At 69.9% G+C, this 20840-nt stretch carries 19 protein-coding genes; 5 read left to right on the forward strand and 14 right to left on the reverse strand.

All coding sequences use genetic code 11. The annotated features are described in order from the left end of the window. Nucleotides 1-4 precede the first annotated feature (4 nt). Nucleotides 5-1144, reverse strand: a complete 1140-nt coding sequence (locus ACIO3S_RS08845) for a DUF5938 domain-containing protein (RefSeq protein ID WP_400461868.1) — start codon at nt 1142-1144, stop codon at nt 5-7. A gap of 2 nt (nt 1145-1146) precedes the next feature. Then, on the reverse strand, nt 1147-1929 hold the full coding sequence (locus tag ACIO3S_RS08850) for an SDR family NAD(P)-dependent oxidoreductase (protein WP_400461871.1): 783 nt from the start codon (nt 1927-1929) through the stop codon (nt 1147-1149). 139 nt (nt 1930-2068) lie between these two features. Between ACIO3S_RS08850 and ACIO3S_RS08855 the strand changes: the two genes are divergently transcribed. Both ACIO3S_RS08855 and ACIO3S_RS08860 read left to right on the forward strand, forming a co-directional pair. Further along, on the forward strand, nt 2069-2737 hold the full coding sequence (locus ACIO3S_RS08855; RefSeq protein ID WP_400461874.1) for a TetR/AcrR family transcriptional regulator: 669 nt from the start codon (nt 2069-2071) through the stop codon (nt 2735-2737). Continuing rightward, the gene (locus ACIO3S_RS08860) at nt 2734-2985 is read left to right on the forward strand and encodes a hypothetical protein (protein WP_160024024.1); all 252 of its coding nucleotides are present in this window, start codon (nt 2734-2736) and stop codon (nt 2983-2985) included. The genes ACIO3S_RS08855 and ACIO3S_RS08860 overlap by 4 nt, the downstream gene beginning before the upstream one ends. 3 nt (nt 2986-2988) lie before the next feature. Here the strand turns inward: ACIO3S_RS08860 and ACIO3S_RS08865 are convergent, their stop codons facing one another. Next, nucleotides 2989-3855, reverse strand: a complete 867-nt coding sequence (locus ACIO3S_RS08865; RefSeq protein WP_400461878.1) for a hypothetical protein — start codon at nt 3853-3855, stop codon at nt 2989-2991. A gap of 91 nt (nt 3856-3946) precedes the next feature. Between ACIO3S_RS08865 and ACIO3S_RS08870 the strand changes: the two genes are divergently transcribed. After that, entirely contained in the window at nt 3947-4471 is a 525-nt protein-coding gene (locus tag ACIO3S_RS08870; protein ID WP_400461881.1) for a DoxX family protein, read from the forward strand. Between the two features lie 144 nt (nt 4472-4615). Here ACIO3S_RS08870 and nhaA read toward each other — a convergent pair whose 3' ends face one another. Beyond that, nucleotides 4616-6499, reverse strand: coding sequence for a Na+/H+ antiporter NhaA (nhaA, locus tag ACIO3S_RS08875; protein ID WP_400461884.1), 1884 nt, complete (start codon nt 6497-6499; stop codon nt 4616-4618). Between the two features lie 399 nt (nt 6500-6898). On the opposite strand from nhaA, the gene ACIO3S_RS08880 reads away from it, so the two are divergent. Together ACIO3S_RS08880 and ACIO3S_RS08885 are read left to right on the forward strand one after the other, a co-directional pair. Beyond that, nucleotides 6899-7612, forward strand: a complete 714-nt coding sequence (locus ACIO3S_RS08880; RefSeq protein ID WP_400461887.1) for a TetR/AcrR family transcriptional regulator — start codon at nt 6899-6901, stop codon at nt 7610-7612. A gap of 49 nt (nt 7613-7661) precedes the next feature. Further along, a complete protein-coding gene (locus ACIO3S_RS08885) occupies nt 7662-8078 on the forward strand; it encodes a VOC family protein (protein ID WP_160024004.1) in 417 nt (138 codons plus the stop codon). Here the strand turns inward: ACIO3S_RS08885 and ACIO3S_RS08890 are convergent. The 10 genes from ACIO3S_RS08890 to ACIO3S_RS08935 form a co-directional block, all read right to left on the reverse strand. Continuing rightward, nucleotides 8067-8942, reverse strand: a complete 876-nt coding sequence (locus ACIO3S_RS08890; RefSeq protein WP_400461890.1) for an NAD(P)-dependent oxidoreductase — start codon at nt 8940-8942, stop codon at nt 8067-8069. The genes ACIO3S_RS08885 and ACIO3S_RS08890 overlap by 12 nt on opposite strands. A gap of 78 nt (nt 8943-9020) precedes the next feature. Further along, nucleotides 9021-9839 (reverse strand): sulfurtransferase, encoded by an 819-nt coding sequence (locus tag ACIO3S_RS08895; RefSeq protein WP_400461893.1) that lies wholly within the window; start codon nt 9837-9839, stop codon nt 9021-9023. Nucleotides 9840-9851: 12 nt separating this feature from the next. Next, a complete protein-coding gene (locus tag ACIO3S_RS08900) occupies nt 9852-12146 on the reverse strand; it encodes a molybdopterin-dependent oxidoreductase (RefSeq protein ID WP_400461896.1) in 2295 nt (764 codons plus the stop codon). After that, nucleotides 12143-13801 (reverse strand): dipeptide ABC transporter ATP-binding protein, encoded by a 1659-nt coding sequence (locus ACIO3S_RS08905; protein ID WP_400461898.1) that lies wholly within the window; start codon nt 13799-13801, stop codon nt 12143-12145. Before ACIO3S_RS08905 ends, ACIO3S_RS08900 begins: the two co-directional genes overlap by 4 nt. 13 nt (nt 13802-13814) lie before the next feature. Continuing rightward, nucleotides 13815-14660, reverse strand: a complete 846-nt coding sequence (locus ACIO3S_RS08910) for an ABC transporter permease (RefSeq protein ID WP_400461900.1) — start codon at nt 14658-14660, stop codon at nt 13815-13817. A 1-nt stretch (nt 14661) separates the two neighbouring features. Then, on the reverse strand, nt 14662-15690 hold the full coding sequence (locus tag ACIO3S_RS08915; protein ID WP_400461903.1) for an ABC transporter permease: 1029 nt from the start codon (nt 15688-15690) through the stop codon (nt 14662-14664). 5 nt (nt 15691-15695) lie between these two features. Continuing rightward, a complete protein-coding gene (locus ACIO3S_RS08920; protein WP_400461906.1) occupies nt 15696-17351 on the reverse strand; it encodes an ABC transporter substrate-binding protein in 1656 nt (551 codons plus the stop codon). Nucleotides 17352-17397: 46 nt separating this feature from the next. Next, nucleotides 17398-18597 carry an acyl-CoA dehydrogenase family protein gene (locus ACIO3S_RS08925; protein WP_400461909.1) on the reverse strand — a complete coding sequence of 400 codons (1200 nt, stop codon included), beginning with the start codon at nt 18595-18597 and terminating at the stop codon, nt 17398-17400. Beyond that, nucleotides 18594-19826 carry an LLM class flavin-dependent oxidoreductase gene (locus ACIO3S_RS08930; RefSeq protein ID WP_400461912.1) on the reverse strand — a complete coding sequence of 411 codons (1233 nt, stop codon included), beginning with the start codon at nt 19824-19826 and terminating at the stop codon, nt 18594-18596. Before ACIO3S_RS08930 ends, ACIO3S_RS08925 begins: the two co-directional genes overlap by 4 nt. A gap of 123 nt (nt 19827-19949) precedes the next feature. Continuing rightward, nucleotides 19950-20840: a LysR substrate-binding domain-containing protein gene (locus ACIO3S_RS08935; protein WP_400461915.1), complete on the reverse strand. Its 891-nt coding sequence runs from the start codon at nt 20838-20840 to the stop codon at nt 19950-19952.

Here is a 20840-nt window from a genome sequence, read left to right on the forward strand (position 1 = left end):
GCCCTCAGCCGCGCTGCCGGGTCACGACCGGCTCCGAGACCAGCCCGAAGGCCTGCAGCTGGCCGAGGAGCTCGCGGTGGCCGAACGCCTGGCAACCCGAGGCGAAGCCCACCCGGCGAGGCGGCTGCTGCAGCAGCGAATAGGCGACGTACGCCTGCAGCAGCCCGGTCTGCTTGTAGTTCTGGTTGCCGTGGATGACGCAGTGCGCGCGCCCCAGCGGACCGGAGGCGTGGACCGAGTCGAGCGACTTGTTCAGCCGCGGGTTCTCGCGCGGCGGCATCTGGTTCATCACCTGGGCCGCCGTGGCGGTCAGCGCCTCGTCGCGCTGCTCGGCGTCCATGTCCTTGGTCGCCTCCAGCGCAGCCGCCACGATCTGCGGCACACCGTTCATCAGCGCGGCGTTGAAGACGCCGCCCTGGGCCTTGCAGCTGGCCACCTTCGGGTCGCGGCGGTACCAGACCGGGTGCGAGGTGCCGCCCCATGGCAGCGAGAGCGCCAGCTCGTGCTGGCCGGGCACCACCAGCGGGACCAGCCCGGCGGTGGGGTCGAACTCGACGTACGCGTTCTGCTCAAGGTAGTGAGCCTTCGAGGTTGCCGCGTTCACCAGGATCGTGCGGGTCGAGGCGATCGTGGGGGAGCCACCCCAGAAGACCGCGATGTCGAGGGTGTCGAGGCCGGGCTGCTCGAGGCAGATCTCGGCCGCGATCTCGCCCGTCGTGTACATCTGCGCGATGCCCGGCGCGAGCAGCAGGCCCCTCTCGGCGAAGCCCTCGCTGTAGGTCTCGTCGCAGGTGATCAGCCAGTCCTGCTCGCCCGTGGTGTCGGTGTAGTGGACGCCGGCGGCCAGCGCGGCCTCCACGACCTGGGGACCGTAGGAGGAGAACGGGCCGACGGTGTTGAGCACGACCCGCGCCCCGGTGAGCAGCTCGGTGAGCGCCTCGACGGAGTGCTCGACCTCGGCGATCTCGTAGTCGGCGGTCTCGATGCCGGGCACGTTGGCGGCCATCGAGGCGACCAGCTTGTCCTTGGAGCGGCCGGCGGCCACGAACGGCACACCGAGCTCGCGCAGGTATTCGCACACCAGTCGGCCGGTGTAGCCGGAGGCGCCGTAGACGACGACAGGCTTGTTCTTGTTCTCGCTCATGGTCACATCCCCATTCCGCCGTCGACCGCGAGGCCGACTCCGTTGACGAAGGCCGCCTGGTCGGAGGCCAGGAAGACGACCGCGTTGGCCATGTCCTCGACGGTGCCGAGGCGTCCCGACGGGGTCAGCTCGACGACGCCGCCGACGGCCGCCTCCGGAGACTCGAAGAGACCGAGCTGGGCAACGTCGTTGGCCAGCCCGGCACCCATCTCGGTCGGGACCAGTCCGGGGTAGATGCAGTTGACGCGTACGCCGTAGCCGAGCTTGCCGCTCTCCATCGCCGCCACGCGGGTCAGCCGGTCGACGGCGCTCTTGGTGGCCGAGTAGACCGAGATGCCGGGGAAGGCGATGGTGGCGGCGACCGAGGCGACGTTGACGATCACGCCTCCGTTGCCGGCGGTGCCGTCGGGCCGCATCGTGCGCAGGCCGTGCTTGAGGCCGAGGGCGGTGCCGAGCACGTTGACCTCGAGCATCTTCTTGACGTCGTTCGGGTCGAGCTCGGTGACCAGGCTGGTGATCTCGACACCGGCGTTGTTGACCAGGATGTCGAGCCCGCCGAGTGCGTCGACCGCGGCGGCCGCGGCCGCCTCCCAGGAGGCGTCGTCGGTGACGTCGAGGTGCACGAAGGTGCCGCCGATGGACTCGGCCACCTTGGCGCCCTGGTCGTCCTTCACATCAGCGACGGCCACCTTGGCGCCGGCCGCTGCTAGCGCTCGGGCCATTCCCTCGCCCAAGCCTTGGGCACCGCCGGTGACGAGTGCTGTGCGTCCACTCAGATCGGTCATCTGTGACTCCTTCGTCGCTGTGATCGGGCTCACAGACAATCGCGAATCTTGACGACTGTCAAGATTTCTCTTGACGATTGACCAGAAAATGGTCCGGATGGCATCGAACGACGCACGGGAGGGGGTATCGTTTCCGCCCATGACCCAGGTCGCCGCACCCAAGTCGCCTCGCCGCACGCCTGCCGACAAGCACGACGAACGCCGCAAGGCGCTCGCCGAGTCGGCGCTGCGTACGTTGGGGGAGCTGGGCTACGCCCGCGCCAGCCTGCGGGAGATCGCCAACAACTCCGAGTTCAGCCACGGCGTCGTGCACTACTACTTCAACGACAAGCTCGAGCTGATCGTCTACTGCGTGCGCTACTACAAGCAGACCTGCGTCCACCGCTACGACGGTGTCGTCGCCGAGGCGACCTCTCCCGATGACCTCGTCGTCCGGTTCGGCGACAAGCTGGTCGAGACGATCGTCGAGGAAGCGCCGATGCACCGGCTCTGGTACGACCTGCGCTCGCAGTCCATGTTCGAGGAGAGTCTGCGCGAGGCGGTCACCCAGATCGACCAGAGCCTGGAGGACATGATCGCGCGCGTCGTGAACCGCTACGCCGAGCTCGCCGGCACCGAGCCCGCGATCGCGGCGCCGGTCGCCTACGGCATGTTCGACGGCATCTTCCAGCAGGCGCTGCTGGGCCACCTCAACGGCCGTGACGGCGCCTTGGACGATCTGCGCAACCAGGTCGTCGGGCTGATGCCGATGCTGCTCGCGCGGCCCTCCGAGATCGCCACCAACCATATGCCGGGAGAACTGCGATGACACCGATGATCGGCCTGCCCACCGGAGCCGAGTGGGCCTACCTGATCGGCGGCACGGTGCTGCTGCTGGTCGGGTTGGCGGTCACCGTGTGGTGGCTGTTGATGCTGGTGCAGGCCCTGCGAACACCCGACAGCGTGTGGGCCGCGGCCGGTCAGAGCAAGATCCTCTACGTCCTGCTGATGATCTTCCTCGGCTGGCTCGGGGCGCTCCTCTACGTCTTCATCGCCCGGCCCGGGCTTCGCGCCTGAGCCTCACACGACCATCGCGACCACGGCGGCCGCGGCGAGGACGGTCGCGGCGACGCGTACCCTCCCGATCGGCTCGCGCAGCACCAGAGCAGCCGCGAGCGCGACCCAGATCAGGCTCGAGCTGCGCACCGCGGCCACCAGCGAGACCGGGGCGTGCAGGGTGGCGTAGAGGCTGAGGACGTACGAGGTGGGGATCAGCACCGCGAGCACGGCCACGGTCCGGGCGTGGGTCCTGGCCTGGCGCAGTCCCTCGGCGTACCTCCCGTGCACGATCACGCTCCACAGCACCACCTGGATGACCGTGCCGACGGCGTAGTAGGCGATCGGGTCGAGGCCGCGCTCGACGACCACCCAGCCGTCGTAGGTCGTGTAGCCGGCGATCGAGACGGCGATGCAGGCCGACCACAGCAGCGGCTTCGCCTGCAGCGATCCCCGCGTGCGGACGGTCTCGAACAGCAGCGCCCCGACCGCTGCCGCCATCAGGAGTACGCCACCCCACTGCGCCCAGCTCAGCCACTGCCCGAGCACCACCATGCCGGTGAGCGCCACCACGACCGGGGCCAGACCGCGGGAGAGCGGGTAGATCTGGCTGACGTCGAAGTCCTGGTAGGCGACCTGGACCAGGCCCATGGTGAGTGCATGCATCGCGGTGCTGCCGAGCGAGAGCAGGAGGAGCTCCCACGACACTGCGATGCCGTGCCCGCGCACGATCATCACCACCGAGGTGACCGTGACGACCAGACAGCTCTCCACGATCGCCACCGCCCACAGCGCCGGCCTCCCCGCGGGCGCGATGGTCTTCGAGGCCGTGTTCCAGGCAGCGTGGGCGATCGCCGAGCCCAGGGCGAGAACGACTCCGAGCAGCAGCATTCGGGTGAGCCTACGGCGTCGCTGCACGCATCGTGCCCGGACTCCTCCTAGGGTGGGCCACTACTCCAACCCCACAACACCGAGGACTGTGATGGACCCCGTCGACCTGGCTCTGATGCTTCTCCGGCTCGCGGTGGGCGGCACGATGATCGCCCACGGCGTCAACCACTGGCGCGGAGGCGGCAAGATCGCCGGCACCGCGGGCTGGTTCGAGAGCCTCGGCCTTCGCCACGGCACGCTGCAGGCGTGGGCCAGCGTGGTGACCGAGATCGGTGCCGGCGTGCTGCTGATCCTGGGACTGATCACGCCGCTGGCCGCTGCCGGCGTCGTGGGCGTGATGCTCGTGGCCGCGCTGCTCGCCCACCGGCCCAACGGCTTCTTCGTCTTCAAGGAGGGCTGGGAGTACGTCATGATCCTGGCCGTCGTCGCGGTCGTCCTCGGCGTCACCGGCCCCGGCACGATCTCGCTCGATTCGGCCCTCGACATCGTCTACGACGGCTGGATCGGCGGTGCGGTTGCGCTCGGCGCCGGTGTCCTCGGCACCGCCCTCCTCTTGGCAGCGTTCTGGCGCCCCCAGCGCGAGGACACCCCCGTCGAGGCCACCGAGGACGCGTGACCCCTCGCCGAGTCGGCGCAACCTGACGAGATTCTTCGCCGAGTCGGCGCGAACTGACGAGATCTGTTGCCGAGTCGGCGCGTCATGACGCGCCGACTCGGCAACGGAGTCGGTCAGGATGAGCCGACTCGGCGAAGGAATGGGTCAGCGGCGCGAGCGGACCCCGAGCCGTGCGGTCTCTCCGGTCGCGGAGCGCTCCAGCTCGGCGATGAGGGTGCGGGCGTCGTAACGGCCCTCGTGGCGGTGTGACCCGACGAAGAACGTCGGGGTGCCGCGGGCGCCGCTGGCGTTGGCCGAGGCCATGTCCTCGCGGACGTGCTCGGCCAGCGCCGGATCCTCCAGGTCGCGAAGGAACTGCTCGACGTCCAGCCCGAGGACACCGGCGTAGCCGGCCAGGTCATGGTGCTCGAGCTCGTTCTGGTGCTCGAAGAGGTGCTTGTGCATCTCCCAGAACTTGCCCTGCCGGGCGGCGGCCTCGGCGGCGACGGCGGCCAGCTCGGCATGCGGGTGCTGGGTGAGGGGCAGGTGGCGTACGACGTAGCGGATCCGAGGGCCGAAGTAGTCCCGGACCTCGTTGGCGGTGCCGGTGGCACGGGCGCAGAAGGGGCACTCGTAGTCGAGGTACTCGACCAAGGTGACCTCGGCGTCCTCGGCGCCGTAGATGTGGTCGCGCTCCGGGTCGACCGGGGGAGAGAGCAGCTTCGGCAGGGCCGCGTCCCGTTGCCCGAGGAAGCGTGCGGCGAGCTGGAAGATCACCCATCCGAGGGCGGAGGCGATCACGACGGCGAGCAGTACGCCGACGACCGCGTCGCGCTGCAGCGTCTCGGAGTCGAAGGCGAGGGTGGTGATCAGCAGCGCGACGGTGAAGCCGATCCCGGACAGCGCCGCGCCGCCGAGAACATGGCCACCACCGACGCCCTGGGGGAGCCTGCCGAGCCGCAGCCGCGTGGCCACGAGCGCGCCGCCGCCGATCCCGAGCGTCTTGCCCAGGACCAGACCGGCCACGACGCCCCAGGTCACCGGCGAGCTCAGCGCCTCGCCGAGCACCCCGTTGCGCAGGTCGACGCCCGCGTTGGCGAGCGCGAAGACCGGCACGATGAGGTAGCTCGTCGGTACGTGCAGCGTCTCCTGGAGGCGCTCGTTGACCGAGATGGTGCGGGTGAGCTCGTCGCGGGTCTCGCGCTGCAGCGTCGGCAGCGGCGACTGCCGGAAAGCACGGAACCGCGAGGTCGCGACCTCCATCTGGGCTCGGGTCGGCTCCGCCGCCGGCACCAGGAGGCCGGCCAGCATCCCTGCGATCGAGGCGTGCAGCCCGGCACCGAGCGTGGCCACCCAGGCGATCAGGACGAGAAGTACGTAGGGCCCGGCCCGCCACACCTTGACCCGGTCGAGCACGAAGATCCCGACCAGGGCCAGCCCGGCCACGACCAGCGGACCGACCTCGAGGTTCTCGGTGTAGGCGACCCCGATCACGCTGACCGCGACGATGTCGTCGATGACGGTCAGCGTGAGCAGGAAGATGCGCAGCTGGGTCGAGACCGCCGGCCCGACCAGCGCCAGCATGCCGAGCAGGAACGCGGTGTCGGTGCCGATCACGATGCCCCACCCGCGCGCCGCCTCACCGGAGGGGTTCAGCAGCAGGTAGATCAGTGCCGGCAGCAGCAGGCCGCCCGCGCCGGCGATCAGTGGCACCACCATGCGGCGGCGGTCGGTGAGCTCGCCGACGGCGAGCTCGCGGCGTACCTCCAGGCCGACGACGAAGAAGAAGACCACCATCAGGCCGTCGTTGACCCAGTGGTGCAGGTTCATCGACAGGCCGACGTCGCCGAACCGGACCGAGAACACCGTCTCCCACAGCTGCTCGTAGCTGTGCGACCACGGCGAGTTGGCCCAGGCCAGCGCCAGCAGCGACGCGATCACCAGCAGCGCGGCGCTCGTCGACTCCAGATGCATGAAATGCCGCAGCCTGGTGCCGAGCTGCCCGGTCAGGTCCTCGTCACGCCGGCACCTCGTCTGCTGTTTTCCCACGGAACGATCCTAAGCCGGGCCAGCGCCGTGACCCGGGGCTGTCCGCGTGAGAGTCGCCTCAGTGCCGGCCGGTCGTGTCGGTCGGAGATCATGTGGCGGTCGCCACAGGCGTTACACGAATATCCAACAGATGCGTGACCTGTCATCCACATCGTCGTTAGCCCCTCTGACGGCGGGTAACAGCCGGATGACAGCGCCGAACCAAGTGGCGCGACCCGGGGCTCAGCCGTACATGGGGGCTTCCGGTGCATGCGTCCGGGTGCTGACAGGCGCAAACACGCACATCGTAGACATAGCCCGATCGAACTATGTCCAATAGGTCCTACGACTCATATTTTGTAGAGGATAAAGTCCTTTCAAGTCTTCCTTGAAAGTCTGGATGGGAGTTAGATGGGCAACATGACAACTAGGCGTTCTCGGCCCGGCCGCCCTAGGCATGTTCCCGATTCAGGTACGACCTCACCGCGCGACCAGATCCTGGATGCCGCATCGCGGCTGTTCGTCTCCCAGGGTTTCGCGGCGACGTCTACCCGCGAGATCGCCGACATGGTCGGCATCCGCCAAGCTTCCCTCTACTACCACTTCGCGGGGAAGGACGAGATCCTCGGCGAGCTGCTCCGCCGGTCGGTGCGACCGACCACGGACAAGGTCGAGAAGATCCTCGACCAGGTGCCACCGCTCGACTACGAGACCGCGCTCTACCTGCTGGTCCTCGTCGACGTACGCACCCTCGCCGACGTGCCGCACAACGTCGGCATGCTCTACCAGCTCCCTGACGTGGCCAAGTGCGAGGTCTACGACGAGTTCCGCAACGAGCACGCGGAGCTGGCCGGCCACTACGCACACCTGGCCGGCGAGATCGCCTCGAAGACGGTGCGCTCGACGGTCAGCCGCAAGCAGCTGGGTGACCTGCTCATCCAGCAGGTCGAGGGCGTGATCAACATGCGCACCGAGGACCCGAACCGTCGGATCCCGTGCCGCGAGGCTTGGGCGATCGCCGCCACCTGCCTGCGGATCTGCGACGTGCCGCAGGAGAAGATCGACGCCGCGGCGCCCATCGCCATCGAGCTCCTCCCGCAGTTCATCGACGAGAAGGTCGCCGAGCCCGCCTGAGGCGGATAACCCGGTGGACTCGGGTGCGCGCTTAGGTTTCGATGTGGGCATGACCCTCTTCGTCTCGCACACCACCATCGACTGCCACGACGCGTACGCGCTCTCGGAGTGGTGGAAGGCTCTGCTCGGCTACGTCGACGTGGAGGGTGACCCGAACCTCCCCGGTCACGAGGAGTGCATGATCCTCGACCCGGAGACCGGCCACCGGCTGCTGTTCATCGAGGTGCCCGACGAGGAGCTGCCCGCCAAGCGGATCCATCTCGATCTGCGCCCGCGCACCGGCACCCGCGACGAGGAGGTCGAGCGGCTCCTCGAGCTCGGCGCGACCCAGATCGCCGACCACCGCGGGAAGTACGGCCCCGGGACCGGCTGGGTCATCTTCGCCGATCCCGAGGGCAACCAGCTCTGCGTGCTGCGCTCCGAGGCGGAGGTCGCCGCGCAGGAGGCGCAGGCCTCAGGGGCGTAGCAGCTCATACATGCTGGAGAACCCCTGGTCGCCGTGGCCCTGGGCGATCCGGCGGTCCATCAGCGACTTCACCTCGCGCATCCGTACGGCCTCGACGCCGGTCGACTCCCGGTGCCCGATCAGGTCGTCCATGAGGGCCGCCTGGACGTCGAGCGAGCCGAGGTCGGGGCCGTACGTCCCGCTCTTGATCGCTCCGGCCATCATCGTCAGCAGGCCGGCGTAGCCGTTCAGCGACCCGGCGAGCCGCTCGGTGAACGCCTCCAGGTCCATGCCCTCCCTCTCCACCAGGTCGAGCGTGTGCAGGAAGCCGATCAGGAACTCGTAGCCCATCGCGACCTGGGCGTTGAACTCCACGGCCGCGTACCCGGCGTCGGGTCCGTGGTAAGTGAGGGAGCCGAGCTCCTGGAGTACCGGCTCGACGGCATCGAACGTCCCGCGATCCCCGCTGAAGGCGAGCGACACCGTGGGCGTGCCGACATCGGGCGGGTCTCCCATGACCTTTCCGTCCACATAGGCCGCCCCGTGCTCGATGGCCCAGGTCTCGTTGGCCCGGGCCTGGGCGGGGGAGCCGCTGGTCAGGCTGACCAGGGTGTGGCCGGCGGCCGCGTCGCCGACGGACTCCAGGACGTCCTCGACCGCGGTGTTGTCCAGCAGGCTGAGGATCGTCACCGGGCTGGTCGCCACCGCCTTCGCCGCGGTGGAGGCGACGTCGGCTCCCGCGTCGGCGAGCGCTTCGGCCTTGTCGGCGGTCCTGTTCCAGACCGTGGTCCGGTAGCCGCGCTCGAGGTAGGCGCGGGCGACCGCCGATCCCATGTTGCCCATCCCGATCACGGTCACCGCGGGTCGGTCGTTGCGTTCCGTCATGGTCCAGCTCCATCTCTCGTGGTGGATCACCATCGTCAAAGATGAAGTTGACTTGAGGTCAAGGCGATTGCCGTCGGGCTAGCCGTTCTCCACCGGGAGGTCGTGGTTGCTCCACTGGCTCCACGAGCCGGGGTAGAGCGCGGCGTCGTAGCCGGCGATCGCCAGCGCGGCGACCTCGTGGGCGGCGGTGACCCCGGAGCCGCAGTAGGCGCTCACCGGGGAGCCGGCCTCGACCCCGAGCGCGGCGAACCGGGCCCGGAGCTCCTCGACCGGCAGGAACCGGCCGTCAGGTCCGAGGTTCTCGGCGGTCGGCGCGGAGACCGCGCCGGGGATGTGTCCGGCCTTCGGGTCGACGGGCTCGACCTCGCCGCGGTAGCGCTCGGCGGCGCGGGCGTCGAGCAGAAGCCCTTGGTACGCCTCGACTCGCTCGAACGGCAGCACCGGCAGGTGGCCCGGGGTGAGAGTTACCGTGCCGGGCGCGGGCACGACGTCGTCGGTGGCCAGCGGATGCCCGGCGGAGGTCCAGGCGCCGAGGGCGCCGTCGAGGAGGCGTACGTCGGCGACGCCCGCCCAGCGCAGCAGCCACCAGGCGCGAGCGGCGGAGGTGTTGCCGACGGCGTCGTAGGCGACCACGGTGTCACCCTCGGAGATGCCCCACCGGCGGGCGGCGGCCTGCAGGTCCGCGAGCTCGGGGAGCGGGTGGCGGCCGTCGGTGGGCTCGCCGTGGCGGGCCAGCTCGGTGTCGAGGTCGACGTAGACGGCGCCGGGGATGTGGCCCTCGAGGTAGGACTGGTGTCCGGGCGGGCCGCCGAGCTGCCAGCGTACGTCGAGGAGGACCGGGGGCTGGTCCGAGGCGAGCGCGGTCGCGAGCTCGTCGGCGTCGATGAGTACGTTCACGGGTGAAGTCTTTCAGGAGAAGGTGGGTGGCTCATAGGCACGCACGGGCGGTGTCGGGCCGTTGTAGGGGGTCACCGAGACCAGGACGTGGGCGCCGGTGTTGGACTGGGTCAGCGACGAGGTCGGCAGGTCGCGGGTGAGCACGTTGACGTTGCCGTTGACGCAGTCAGCGACGTCCGGGGCGCTGGGGTCGAACCAGGCACCGGTGTGCATCTGCACGACGCCGGGGAGCAGGGCGTCGGTGGTGCGTACGCCGGCGAGCAGGCTGCCCTGGGCGCTGCGTACGAGTGCCAGGTCACCGTCGGCGAGACCCCGCGCGGCAGCGTCGACGGGATGCAGGCGGACCGGCTCGCGGCCAGCGACCTTGGTGGCCTGGCTGGCCTCGCCCATGTCGAGCTGGCTGTGCAGCCTGTGGGAGGGCTGGTTGGCGAGCAGATGCAGGTCGTACATCGACGCCGACGGCGAGCCCCACCACTGGGTCGGCTCGCGCCACTGCGCGTGCCCGGCGAGGTCCTCGAGGGCGAAGCCGTCGATGGTCGCCGACCACAGCTCGATCCGGCCGCTGGGGGTCTGGAGCGGGTGTGTCACGGGGTCGCGGCGGAACGCCGAGAAGGCCGCGTCCTGGTAGATCTCCTGCGGCAGGTCGATTCCACCGGCGGCCCAGAACTCGTCGAAGGTTGGTGCTCCGGCCGGTGTCGTCGGCAACAGCCGCCACTCCTCGTAGAGTCGGCGCAACCACTGCCCGGAAGTGAGGCCCTCGTCGACGTCGACGCCCAGTCGTCGGCCGAGCTCGCCGTAGATCCACAGCTCCTCGCGCGCCTCGCCGGGAGGCTCGGTCGCCTTCGGCATCGTCCGCAGCCTGCGGTCGCCGGCGCCGGCGGCGAGATCGTCGCGCTCGAGCGTCGAGGCGACCGGGAGGACGATGTCGGCGTGCCGCGCGGTCGCGGTCCAGTGGGTCTCGTGGACGACGAAGCTGTCGAGCCGGCCGAACGCGGTGCGCAGCCGGCCGAGGTCTTGATGATGGTGGAACGGGTTGCCGCCGGCCCAGTAGGCGAGCCGGATCTCGGGATAGGTCAGGACGCGGCCGTCGAAGTCGAACGGCTCACCGGGATGGAGCAGCAGATCGGCGATGCGGGCGCAGGGGATCAGGTCGGCGACCGGGTTGGTGCCCTGCGGGAAGGTCGGCAGCGGCACCGGTGCGACGCCGACACCGTAGTCGCCCATCGAACCGTAGCCGTGCGTGAAGCCGCCGCCCGGCAGTCCGATCTGGCCGAGGAAGGCCGCCAAGGTCAGCGCCGCCCAGACCGGCTGCTCTCCGCGCTCGCCCCGCTGCAGGGCGTAGGCGACGTTGACCAGGGTGCGTCCGGCCGCCATCTCGTGGGCCAGGCGCCGGATCCGTTGCGCCGGGGTGCGGGAGATGGCCGCGGCCCACTCGGGGGTCTTGGCAACGCCGTCGGACTCGCCGAGGACATAGGCGCGCACCTGGTCGGCGCCGACCGTATGGGTGGCCAGGAACGCATCGTCGGCGAGACCGTCGACGACGAGGACGTGGATCAGCGCGAGTATCACCGCGGTGTCGGTGCCGGGCATCACCCCGATCCACTCGGCGTCGAGCCCGTCGAAGGCGTCGTCGCGCTGCGCGCTCAACGAGACGACCCGGGTGGTCGCGCCGGCCCGGGTCGCCGCCCCGGTGCCGATGTGGCGGTCGTGCCCGCCGGGGACCACCCAGGTGTTGGAGCGCCGCAGCCCGCCGAAGGTCACCAGCAGGTCGGTGTGCTCGGCGATCTGCGGCCAGGAGACCGGCCGCGAGCGGAGCTCGGTCATCGCCGCCCACCCGATCAGGTGGGGGAGGAGCACCAGGCTTGCGCCCCGGCTGTAGTCGCTCACCGAGCGGGTGTAGCCGCCGATCCTGTTGAGAAACCGGTGGAGCTGGCTCTGTGCGTGGTGGAGACGGCCAGCGCTGCTCCAGCCGTAGGAGCCACCGAAGATCGCACTGTTGCCATGGGTCTCGACGATCCGGCCGAGCTCGCCCGCGAGCAGGTCGAGCGCGGTGTCCCAGCCGACCTCGACGTACGTCTCCTCGGGTGAGCCGCGACCATCGCTGGGTCCGGGGCCGTCCTCCAGCCAGCCTCGCCGGAGGGCCGGGCGGAGCACCCGGCTGCGGTGGCGCTGACCGGTCACCACGTTGCCGATGGCGGGGGAGGCGTCGGGGTCGTCGGGGTGTGGCTTGGCCGCGAGGAGCTCGCCGTCCGGACCGACGTCGACCTCGAACGTGCCCCAGTGGGCGCTGGAGGAGACCGCGCTCATGCTGTCTGCGGGATCGGCCGCTCGGCGAGCTCCTGGCCGGGGATGGCCGCGACCAGCTCGCGGGTGTAGTCGGTGAACGGCCGAGACAGCACCCTGCCGACCGGTCCCTGCTCGACGATCCGGCCGCGGTTCATCACCGTGACCGTGTGCGCGATCTGCCGGACGATCGCGAGGTCGTGGGAGACGAAGACGTAGGTCAGCCCGAGCTCGACCTGCAGACCGAGAAGGACGTCGAGGATGTCGGCCTGCACGCTGACGTCGAGCGCCGAGGTCGGCTCGTCGAGGACGATCACGTCCGGGCGCAGCACCAATGAGCGGGCGATCGCGACGCGCTGGCGCTGCCCACCGGAAAGATTCGTCGGGCGCCGGTCGAGCAGGCTCTCGTCCAGTCCGACCGCGGCGAGGGCCTCGCGGACCCGCTCGTCCCGCTCCCGCCGGGTGCCGACCCGGTAGCGGTCCAGCGGCTCCCGGATGATGTGCCGGATCCGCCAGGTGGCGTCCAGCGAGGTGAACGGGTTCTGGTAGACGAGCTGGAGATGACGACGTACGCCACGCAGGTCGGCGTGGGTCCGGTGGCTGACCGTCTCTCCGTCGACCAGCACCTCGCCGGTGGTCGGCTGTTCGAGGCCGAGCAGGAGACGTACGGCGGTGGTCTTGCCGGATCCGGACTCGCCCACGAGCGCGTGGGTGGTGCCGGGAGCGACGCTGAAGGAGGCGTCCGAGACGGCGTGCAGGTCCTGGCCCTCGACGGTGAACGTCTTGCCGACCTCGCGGAACTCGATCCTCGGCACGGACTCGGTCGCGGCCGCCGTCACCTCGCTGTCGCGGAGGGCGGCGTAGCGGTCGGGGTTGAGGGCGGGTACGTCGCCGTGCAGCTTGCGAGCGTAGCCGGAGGCCGGGGCTGCGAACACCTGCTGGGTCGGGCCGGCCTCCTGGACGGTGCCGTCCTTGAGCACCACGATCTCGTCGGTGCGGTCGGCGGCGATGGCCAGGTCGTGGGTGATCAGCAGCAGGCTGATGCCGCGTTCCTCGCGAAGCTCGGAGAGGAGATCGAGGATCCGCTTCTGGATGGTCACGTCGAGGGCCGAGGTCGGCTCGTCGGCGATGATCAGCCCCGGTTCGGGGATGATCGTCAGCCCGATCAGCACCCGCTGCAGCATCCCGCCGGAGAGCTGGTGCGGGTAGGAGTCGAAGACCCGCCGCGGGTCGTCGAGACCAACCCGCGCGAACGTGTCGAGCACCAGCTCGCGCCGCTCTGCGCCGCTGTGCTCGCCGTCGAGGAGCCTGGTCGCCTCCAGCGCCTGCGACCCGACGGTGCGCACCTGGTTGAGCGAGCTGGTCGGGTCCTGCGGGATGAAGCCGAGCTCACGGCCGCGCAGCGGCCGGAACCGCCGCTCGGGCAGGTCCAGGATCTCCCTGCCGGACAGGCGCACCGAGCCGGTGGCACGGCCGAGGTCACTGGGGAGCAGCCGCAGGATCGAGCGGGCGATCGTGGACTTGCCGGACCCGGACTCGCCGATCAGGGCGAGGCCGGAGCCCGCGGTGAGCGCGAAGCTGACATTGGTCACGACCTGCGTACGCCCGTAGGAGACCGAGATTGACTCGGCGGCCAGCAGCGGGTCGGACGGTGTCGACGGGGGAGGGGTGTTCGTCATGGATGCTCCGAGGTCAGGCGGGCCGGCGCAGCCAGCGGCTGACCCGGTTGAGGGAGAGGACGGTGGCGACGATGACCGCGGCGGGGGCATAGATCATCCACGGGGCGAAGGGAAACTTCTCGCCGTCGGCGACGAGGCGGCCCCAGTCGGAGGCCGGTGGCGGGTCGCCGTAGCCGAGGAAGGCGAGCCCGGCGATCACCAGGATCGCGACGCCGAACTGCAGCACCGCCAGCGGCACGATCGAGCGCGAGGCGTTGGGCAGGATGTGGGTGAGCAGGATCTGCCACCGCGAGCCGCCCTGCAGGTAGGACGCCTCGACGAAGGTCGCCTGGCGCACCTTGATCACCTCTGCGCGCATCACCCGGGCGAAGACCGCCACCGCGACCACGCCGGTCGCGATCGCGGCGTTGACCGTCTTGAATCCGAGCGCCGAGACGATGACGACGGCGAAGAGGAAGCCGGGGATCGCCAGGAGAACGTCCACGAACCGGGCCAGCACGGTGTCGACCCAGCCCTCGAGGAACCCGGCCAGGAGCCCGATCAGGCTCCCGGCGACGACCCCGATGGCCACCGAGATGAGCGCTGAGGTCACCGAGGAGGCCGAGCCGTGCACGACCCGGGCGAAGAGGTCGCGCCCCAGGTCGTCGGTGCCGAACCAGTGGGCCGGGCCGGGGCCGAGGAGCTTCTCGGTGGGTACGCCGCCGGCCGGGTCGTGACTCGTGAACAGGCCGGGGACGAGCGACCAAGCGATGATCACGATCAGCCACAGCAACGAGACGACGACGGTCGGTGGGACCCGCCTGAGCGCTGCCGCGCGAGGTGCGTCGAGGCCCGGCCTCGGGAGCGATGCGACGGTCATCTCAGCCCACCTTCCCGGCGGTCAGGCCCGAGGGCGCGAACGGCCCGGGCCGGCGTCCGGGTGCGGGAACGGTCGCTCGAGAGGACTTCTCGGCGAGGCGTACGCGGGGGTCGAGCAACGGGTAGACGAGGTCGGCGACGAGGTTGACCACCACGAAGACCACCGCGGAGAGCGAGACCACCGCCTGGAGCACCGGGGTGTCCTGGGTGGTCACGGACTGCTGGACGAGGCTGCCGAGGCCGTTGCGTCCGAAGATCTGCTCGGTCAGCACCGCCCCGCCGAGCAGCTCGCCGACGATGAGCGCGATGACCGTGACCACCGGCAGCGAGGCTGGCTTGAGCAGGTGGCGCACGAAGAGGCCGGCCTGGGTCAGGCCGCGCGAGCGGGCCACGGTGGCGTACTCCTGGCTGGACTCGTGGTCGAGGTTGGCGATGATCACCTCGGCCAACTGTGCCGAGACCGGGATCGCGAGCGTGAGGGCCGCGAAGAAGGTGCCGACCGGGGTCTCGGAGTCGATCACCGAGAACAGGTGCAGCTGGAAGGAGAAGAAGATCAGCACCAGCAGGCCGACCACGTAGTTGGGCACCGAGAGGAACAGCGACGGGAACGCCCGCAGCAGGTCGCGACCGGCCCAGCGGGGTAGCGCGTGGGCGCCGTAGCCGACCGCGAAGGCAAGCACCAGCGCGATCGCGAGCGCTGTCCCGGCCAGCGAGAACGTCGAGGCCGCGACCTGCCCGATCATCGGGGCGACGGGCAGGTTGGTGCGCAGCGAGACGCCGAGGTCGCCGGTGAGGAAGCGGGCCAGGGACTCCCACAGCTGCACCAGCACGGGCTGGTCCAGCTTGTAGTAGGAGACGATCTGGTCGACCTGCTCGGGCGTGAACCCGTTCTCCGGGTTGTTGAGCATGCCGGATACCGGGTCGCCGGGGAGCACGCTGATCACCAGGAAGGTGGCGATGTAGGCGAGCAGGATCACCACGACCGCCTGCCCGATGCGCCGGAGCACGAACACGGGATAGGAGTTGCTCATGACGCTCACTCGATCGTGGCGGCGGCGAACTTCGCGAACGCCGTGCTGTCGGTCTCGACGCCCTTCAGGTCGGGGCTGGTCAGCAGCGGCCGCTGCACGATCTGGGTGATCGGCACGTAGTAGGCCTGCTCGAGCACGTGGCGCTGCAGCTCGGCCAGGTCGGCGTCACGCGCGACGGGGTCGGTCGCGACCCGGATCGAGTCGCGGAGCTTGTTGATGGTGGCGTCCGACTCGCCGATGCCGAACCAGTTCTCGCCGCTGTCGGCGTCGGTGAACACGTTGGCGGCGGTCGAGGCGTCACCGATGGAGCGGGTGACCTCGTAGGCGGCCACGTTCGGTGCCCCGACCGTGATCTTCTCGCCATAGGTGATCACGTCGTATGTCTGCACGCTCACCTTGAAGCCGAGCTTGCCCAGCTGGGTGGCGATGAGCTGGTCGACCTGCTTGGAGGTCGGCAGGTAGGGGTTGGAGTAGAGGGTGAACTCCAGCCGCTTGCCGTCCTTGGCCAGGACGCCGTCGGACCCCTTCGCGTAGCCGGCCTCGGCTAGCAGCTTGGCGGCGGAGTCGGGGTCGTAGCCGAACTCCGCGGACTGGTCGGAGACGCCGGGGACGGTGTCGTTGAAGAACGAGGTCGCCGGCTTCCAGTCGGAGGTGTAGACGGTGTCGATGATCTCGTCGCGGTCGATGCCGTGCTGGACCGCCTGGCGGACCTTCACGTCCTTGAAGATCGCGGTCTTCGTGTTGAGCGCCCAGCCGAAGGCGAACCCGAGGTAGACCGGCGTGTGCACGCTGAAGCCCTGGCCCTTCAGGTCGGAGATCTGTTGCGGTGTCGGGTTGTAGGCGACCTGGGCCTGGCCCGACTGCACCGCGGCGGTGCGTACGGCGGCGTCGGGGCTGACCTTGTAGGTGATCTGCTCGATCTTCGCCGCGCCGGTGTTTCCGAGCGCCTCGGGACCCCAGTCGTAGTCGTCGCGCTTCTCGAGCACGACGTTGTCGTCGGCCTTCCAGGACTTCACGACGTACGGCCCGGAGCCGAAGTTGGTGGAGAGCTCGGCCTGCTCGTCCGCGGTGCCGGAGATCGCCTTGGGTGCGTACAGGGCGCTGGCGGCATAGCCGAGGGTCGGGATGAAGCCGAGGGTCGGCGCCGAGAAGCTCACCTGGACGGTCGTCTCGTCAACGGCCTTGGCCCCTGCGTACGTCTTGGGGAACAGGCTGATCGGGGCGATGCCCTGATCGGGCTGGCCCTTGGCCCAGTAGTCGAGATTGGCGACCACGGCGGCGGCGTCGAGCGGGTCGCCGTTGGAGAAGGTGACGCCCTTCCTCAGGTGCAGGGTGAAGGAGGTGTAGTCCCTGTTGTTCTCCCACTTCTCGGCGATCCAGGGCGAGATCTTGCCCTCGTCGTCGACGTAGACGAGCTTGTCGTAGATCTGGCTGAAGACGTTGCCCTGGAAGCTGGAGATCGACGCGCCGTTGGGCACCCAGGAGTTACCGAGCGAATCGAGCAGGAAGGTCACCTGGCCGTCGGCGGAGGCCCCGGAGGAAGTGCTGCCGCAGGCGGTCAGCGAGGCCGCGGCGGTGGCCGCGACCACTGCCAGGGCGACCTTGCGGCGCCAGGAGCCGAGGCGGGCGTGGCCCGCGGCGATGCGTCGATCGATGTTCATCTGGGTTCCTTCGGTGGTGTGCGTGACGTGTGCGAGGTGGGGTGACTCACGCGCCGAGAACGCGTCGGCCGGCCTGGACGAGGGCGAAGTCCTCCTGCGGCGGGTGCACTCGGATGCAGAGGGCGTCGCGCAGGTGGCGCTCGAGACGGTTGTTGCGGGTCAGGCCCGGGTTTCCGAGGGCCGCGACCGCGGTCTGGGTCGCCGATACGACGGCCCGGGCGATGGCGACCTTGATCACCGAGAGCTGGGGAAGGACGGAGTCGTCGCCGGCCTCGATCCGGCGCAGCGTCCCATAGGCGAGGCTCTCGGCCGTCGCGATCTGCAGTTCGATCTCGCCGGCGACCGCCTGGATCCGCTCGGTCTCGGCGATCGGCTTGCCCAGCGCGCTGGGCACCCGGGTGCGGGCGAACTCGGCGAAGGCCGAGCGTGTCGCGCGGGCCACGCCGATGTAAAGCGCCGGGTGAGCGAAGCTCCCGGGGCCGGCCGTGGCGGCGGGATCGAGGTAGGAGCCGTCGGGCCGGCGCGGGATCTCCCGGAAGGCCTCGTACGGCACCTCGACGCCGTCGTAGACGACGTCGTGGGTGTTGGAGGCGCGCAGGCCGAGGTGGTCCCAGGTCTCGACCCAGGTGATGCCCTCGGCGTCGCCGGGGACGGTGACGTGCCCGACCCTCGGCCGGTGCGACGGCGTGTCCGGCTCGTCGGCGGTCACCCACACGGTCTGGTAGGTCAGGGCCGTCCCGCCGGTGGCGTACGCCTTGTGGCCGTCGATCCGCCAGCCGTTCTCGGTGCGGGTGATGGTGGTCTTCGGGATTCCGCCGCGTGCCGGGGCGCCCAGCTCGGGTTCAGCGCGGATGGCGTTGACGAACGACGGCTCCTTGAGCGAACGGCGCAGCAGGTCGTCGTAGTGCTCGGCGTACCAGTCGTCGAGCTCGGCCTGCGCGGCGTGCGCCATCAGGGTGTTGGTGACGATCAGGGCAACCGACGGGTCACCCTCTCCGATGGCCTCGACGATGCGTACGGCGTCGATGGTCCCGACTTCCGGGCCGCCGTAGCGCTTGCCGACGGTGGCGGTCACCAGGCCCGCGCGCCAGGCGGCTTCCAGACCCTTGTCCGGCACCTCGCCGGAGCGGTCGTAGTCGGCGGCGTGCTCGGCGATCTCTGCGGTGACCTGTGCGAGCGCGGTGTCGGACAGGTCCGGGACCGGGAGGTCGTACGTCCTCTTGCCGGTTTCGTCGGTCGCCGTCATGCCCCGGCACCCTCGAGCGCCGCGGCCTTGTCGGCGGCGGCGACGAAGTCGTCGCTGTAGTAGCCGAGGTGCTCGGCCTGGAGGTTGCCACGGCGGCCGGTCGCCTCGCGGTGGGCGATCTCCTGGCGCACCAGCGGGAGGACGTACTTTCCGTAGTCGGCGGCGTCGGCGAGCGTGTCGTAGCCGCGGATGGAGACCAGGTCGGCGCCGGCATCGACGTAGTCGAGGATCGCGGCGGCGACGGTCTCGGGGCTGCCGACCAGGGCGGTGGAGGCGCCCTGTCCGCCGGTCGCGGCGGCGGTGCGGGTCCATAGTGCGCGGTCGTAGCGCTCGGAGGCGCCGGCGAACTCGAGGGCACGCACCGAGCCGATGTTGGTGGCCTTGGACTGGTGGCGGCGGGCGAAGTAGGCGGCCTTCTCGTAGGTCGCGCCGATCTTGCCGATGTAGTCGTAGGCCTTCTCCCAGGCCTCGGCGTCGGTGGGGGCGACGATCGGCCGGAAGGTGACCCAGATGCGCGGGTTGGGCCGGCCCGCGGCAGCCGCGATCGCGTTGACGCGGTCGATCTCGGTGCGCAGCTCGGGGAGCGGCTCGCCCCAGAAGGAGAAGATGTCGGCCTGGGTGCCGCCGATGTCGAACGCCTCCTGCGACTGGCCGCCGATCGAGATCGGGACCGGGTCGCCGGAGTAGGTGGAGAAGCCAGGCCCGAAGCCGTCGAACCGGTAGAACTCGCCCTCGTGGCTGAAGGGCTCCTTCTCGGTCCAGGCTCGGCGCAGCAGGTCGATGTACTCCCCGGTGCGGGCATAGCGCCGCGGCTTGGGTTCGTAGTCGCCCTGGCGGTGCTGCTCGTCGTCGGAGCCGCCGGAGATCAGGTGGACGACCGCGCGGCCTTCGGTCAGCTGGTCGAGGGTGGCCAGCTTCTGGGCCGCGACCAGCGGGAAGGTGGTGTTGGGGCGCAGCGCGACGATCGGCCTGATCCGCTCGGTGAGCGTGCCGACGGCTGCCGCGGTGATGAACGAGTCGGCCGAGTTCGAGCCGTAGGGAAGCAGGGTGTAGTCGAACTCCTGCTCCTCCAAGGTGGCCACGTAGCGCTTGAAGTAGTCCAGGTCGATGCCGTGGGGGACCTTGACCGGGTTCAGCTCGGTGGACGGGTTCAGGTGCGAGAGGCTGATGAACTCGACTTTGGGTGATGCTGTCGCCGGGATCTGGGCGTCGAAGACTGGGGTGGTCACGAGGGGTTCCTTCCGGAGCGCGACGGATTCCGTCGATAAAGTCGACTGACTTAGTAATCAATGCTGACGGGTGAGGGTCGTGGCGTCCAACAGGAATGTGGGATGTGAATCCTTCGCGCTGGCTTATGCGTTGCTGATCAGACGCAGTGGCGGGGTGGCGGCGAGGAAGTCGCGCCCGGTGGCCAGGGCCGTGTCCTCGACCGCCTCGTCCAGGCCGCGCCGGGCGATCATCCGCAGGTCGGCGGTGCCGGCGGCCGGGAGGCCCGCGCGCTCGACGACGCCCTGGGGCCGGCCTCCGATGCCGGGCAGGAGGGCTGTGCCGAGCCCGGCGCGCACCCCGGCCAGCACCCCTTCCAGTGTTGTCGAGGTGGCGGTCACCTCGACCTGGTGGCCTGCCTCGGCGAGCAGGGCCAGCGCGCGCTCGCGCAGCCCGCACGGCTCCTCGAAGGCGACCAGGTTGAACGTGTCCGCACTGGTCGCGGTCGGGCCGGTGGTGGTGCGGTTGGGAGCTGCGTACCAATGGAGGGGGAGGAGCCCGACCTGGTGGCCGGCGGCCTGGCCGCTGGGGTCGAGGACGAAGGCGAGGTCGACCGACCCCTTGGCCACCGAGTCGTAGAGCTGGGTCGAACGGCCGATCTCGAAGCGGGTGCCGGTCTCGGGGAACGCCTGGGTGAGGGCGTGCAGGAGCTCGGGGAGCATCTGCTCGACCGCGTGCTCGACGCAGCCGACGGTGATGGTCGTCGGGTTGGCGACCTCCAGGAGTGCGAGCGACGCGTCGTGGGTGGCGAGGATCTTGCGCGCCTCGACCAGCACCCGTTCGCCGTCGGGCGTGAACCGCATCGTGCGGCCGTCCTTCTCGAAGAGGCGGCGCTTCAAGGTGCGCTCGAGGAGTCGTACGTGCTGGCTCAGCGCGGGCTGGCTGATGTGTCTCACTGCGGCCGCCTTGGTGAACCCGCCGCTCTCGGCGATCGCCACGAGCGTACGTAGATGCTCAATGTCCAGCGAAATACTCAT

The organism is Nocardioides sp. NPDC087217 (genome assembly GCF_044744805.1).
Taxonomy (GTDB): domain Bacteria; phylum Actinomycetota; class Actinomycetes; order Propionibacteriales; family Nocardioidaceae; genus Nocardioides.